Source organism: Mitsuaria sp. TWR114 (genome assembly GCF_007997345.1).
In genome coordinates this window covers 1-3,468 of sequence record NZ_VOSR01000452.1, presented here as the reverse complement: position 1 = coordinate 3,468, position 3,468 = coordinate 1, and the positions used below count along the sequence as shown (strand labels likewise).

The 3,468-nt window shown below is 72.6% G+C and carries 3 protein-coding genes and 1 pseudogene; all 4 read right to left on the bottom strand.

Annotated elements, in window-relative coordinates:
- Positions 1 to 237 (bottom strand): annotated as a pseudogene (locus tag FUT87_RS30815) (molybdopterin oxidoreductase family protein); the annotation flags it as partial.
- Positions 234 to 1,955, bottom strand: a complete 1,722-nt coding sequence (locus FUT87_RS16320) for a molybdopterin-dependent oxidoreductase (protein WP_255511877.1) — start codon at positions 1,953 to 1,955, stop codon at positions 234 to 236. The gene FUT87_RS16320 and the pseudogene FUT87_RS30815, both read right to left, overlap by 4 nt.
- A 113-nt stretch (positions 1,956 to 2,068) precedes the next feature.
- Entirely contained in the window at positions 2,069 to 2,839 is a 771-nt protein-coding gene (locus FUT87_RS16315) for a LytTR family DNA-binding domain-containing protein (RefSeq protein ID WP_091720425.1), read from the bottom strand.
- Positions 2,836 to 3,468: histidine kinase (locus FUT87_RS16310; protein ID WP_186830575.1), on the bottom strand; the 633-nt coding region annotated here is incomplete at its 5' end. The genes FUT87_RS16315 and FUT87_RS16310, both read right to left, overlap by 4 nt.

The following is a 3,468-nucleotide window of genomic DNA, read 5'->3' as shown; positions in this document are numbered from 1 at the left end:
GCGGCCCTTGGCCAGCACCGGCAGGTTGTGCATCCAGCTGTTGTTGCTGCGGGTCTCGCGCCGGCCGATCAGCAGCAGCTCGTCGCCGGTCGGGTGACGCAGCGCCGCGTCCGCATGCGCGAGGTCGGCGAGCAGCGCCGACGGCGCCAGGTCGATGCGGCCCGAGCTCGTGCGCAGGATCTCCGGGACGCGCGGCTGCAGTTCGCCGAGATCGATGCCGTGCGGCGCGGCCTTCACCTTGGCCAGCGTGAGGCCGTCCGGCTTCGCGCCGAAACCGTCGCCGTAAGGGCCTGAACGCAGCCCCAGGTCGAGCCAGCGCGCCGGGCCGGCGCGCCCTCGAGCATCCCGAAGACGGCCTCGGCCTGGTCGCCGGCCTGGCGCTTCAGCTCGGCGCGCAGCGCGCCGACGGTCCAGCCGTGACGCGCCCGCAGGTTGAGCACGCCGTAGCCGGCGGCCGCCAGCCGCAGCAGCGTCTGCCATTCGGCCCGCGGCGCGTCCGGGGCGTCGGCATCGACCGGCAGCACCGGGCCCGACCAGCGCGCATGGTTGCGCCACGAAAGCTGCGCGAAGACCATGTCGTAATGCCAGTCCTCCAGCGGGGAGGGCGGCGGCAGGATCAGGTCGGCGTGGCGGCTGGTCTCGTTGATGTAGGGGTCCAGGCTGAGCATGAAATCCAGGCCGTCGAGCGCGCGCGCGAGCCGCGCGCCGTTCGGCGAGGACAGCACCGGGTTGCAGGCCACGGTGATCAGCGCATGCACCTGGCCGTCGCCGGGGGTCTCGATCTCCTCGGCGAGGCAGCTGATGGGGAATTCGCCCATCACCTCCGGCGCCTTGCCGACGCGGCTGTGCCGGCGCCCGGTGGCCACGCCCTTGCCCTGGCCCGGCCGGCCCAGCGTGTTGGCGGCGAAGGCGGCGGCCTTGGGGAACATCAGGCCGCCCGCGGTGTCGAAGTGGCCGGTGACGATGTTGAGCGCGTCGATGAGCCAGCTGTTCAGCGAGCCGAAGCGCTGCGTGCAGGTGCCGAAGCGGCCGTAGAGCACCGCCTTGGGCGTGGTCGCGAATTCGCGCGCGAGGCGCCGCTGGGTCTCGGCGGAGATGCCGCAGTGCGCGGCGCCGCGCTCGGGCGGGAAGTCGGCGACGGCGGCGCGCAGCGCGTCCAGGCCCTCGACATGCGCTTCCAGGCGACCGAGCCGTTCCAGGCCTTCGTCGAACACGGTGTGCAGCAGCCCCAGCAGCAGGTAGACGTCGCCGCCGGGACGGATCGCGAGGTGCTCGTCGGCGGCTTGGGCGGTCTCGGTGCGGCGCGGGTCGATGACGACGATGCGCCCGCCGCGCGCGCGCATCGCCTTGGCCTTGCCGCGGTAGTCGGGGCTGGTCCACAGGCTGCCGTTGCTGACCATGGGGTTGGCGCCCAGGCAGATGAAGAGGTCGGTGCGCGGCAGGTCCGGCACTGGCACGCTGAGCCAGTGGCCGTACATCAATCCGCAGGCGAGTTGCTTGGGCATCTGGTCCAGCGTCGAGGCCGAGAACAGGTTGCGCGTGCCCAGCGCGCGCGCCAGGTGCGGGAAGTAGCTGAACAAGCCGATCTTGTGCGAGGCCGGGTTGCCGATGGTCAGCGCGACCGCGTCGGCGCCGTACTGCTCGCGCAGCGGCGGCAGCCGGCGGGCGACCTCGGCGAAGGCCTCGTCCCAGCTGACGGGCTCGAAGCCGGCGCGGTCGGCGCGGCGACGCATCGGCTGGCGCAGGCGGTCGGGGTCCTCGTGCAGGTCCTTCAGCGCGACGCCCTTGGGGCAGAGGTAGCCGTGGCTGAAGGGGTCGGCGTCGTTGCCGCGGATCGAGATGACCGAGCTGCCCTCGGGCGCGGTCCGGGTGCGGATCTCGAGGCCGCAGCAGGCCTCGCACAGCGGGCAGATGCGGGTGTGGGTGTGCTCGGTGGCTGTGGCGTCCAGGGCCATGGCGTGTCTCCCGTCGTTTGCCGACGATTGTGGGAGGCGGCCGCAGGGCCGGTGGTCATGTAGGCGACAGAGGAGGGATGACGTGATGCGCGAGGCCAGCGGCGTCGGCAGTCCTACATCTGCCGGAACAGGTGGGTATAGCTCTCCGCGACGATCAGCGCGTCCTCGCTCTCCTTGAGCTTGACCTGCATGCGGCCGCGGAAGTCGCGAGAGACACCGGCCACCGCGGCCGCGTTGACCAGCGTCGAGCGGTGGATCTGCCAGAACTGCTGCGGATCGAGCTCGTCGACCAGTTCCTTGAGCGGCTTGCGGATCAGCGCCTCGCCCTGGCGCGTGGCGACGCGGGTGTACTTGTTGTCGGACTGGAAATACAGCACCTCGTCGACCGTGATCAGCTTCAGCGTCTGGCCCACCGACGCGTTGATCCAGCGCAGGAACTGCCGCTGCGGCAGCTTGCCGGCCTGGGCGCCGAGCTGGCTCAGCACCGCGCTCAGGTCCGCCGGCGGGCCCGCCATGCGCTGCTTGACGCGCTGGATCGCGGTGAACAGCCGCGCCGGCTCGAGCGGCTTGAGCAGGTAGTCGACCGCGCCCTCGTCGAAGGCGGACACCGCGTACTGGTCGTAGGCGGTGACGAAGACGACGTGCGAGCGCCCCTGCACCTGCCGCGCGACGTCCAGCCCGGTGGCGCCGGGCATCTGGATGTCGAGGAAGAGCACGTCGGGCCGGCATTCCTGCAGCAGGCGCAAGGCCTGCACGCCGTCCGCGGCCTCGCCGACGATGACCAGCTCCGGCCACAGCTGCGCGAGCCGGTCCATCAGTTCATGGCGCAGCGTCTCCTCGTCCTCGGCGACGACGGCGGTCGGTGCGGCGGAATGAAGGCTCATGCGGGCAGCTCCAGCGTGAATTCGGTGTCGTCGGCATTGCTGCGGCATTGCAGCCGCGGCGGCGGCGCGCCTGGCGCGCGGTCCAGGCGTTCGAGGCGTTCGCCGAGCGCGCGCAGCGCGGTCTCCTCGCCGCACAGGCCGCCGCGGTCGAAGGACAGCCGCAGCCGCAGTCCGCCGCCGCTGGCTTCCTGGGCGCTCAGCCGCGCCTGGGTCGGCAGCCGCGCCGCGTCGCGCAGCATCAGCTGGGCCAGCGGCAGCAGCAGCATCGGCGGCACCGGCCGCGGGGCCAGCCAGGCGGACCACTCGGTCGACAGCGGCAGCGCGCCGCGCTGTCGGCCGGCCACCACGGCCAGGTAGCTGTCGAGCAGCGCCGCCTCGGACTCGAGCGTCACGCCGCGCTCGCGCAGCCGCGGCAGTGCCACGCGCAGATGGCGGATCAGGCGCTCCATCTGTTCCGGCGCCGCGATGTCGGCGCGCTCGTAGGCGCGCTCGATGTCGACCAGCGTGTCGAACAGGAACTGCGGCTCCACCTGCGCCTGCAGCGCCGCCAGGCGCGCGGCCACGGCGTCGCGCTGCATCGCGCTCTGCTCGCGCAGCAGCGCCTCCAGGCGGGTGCGGGTGCGACGGCG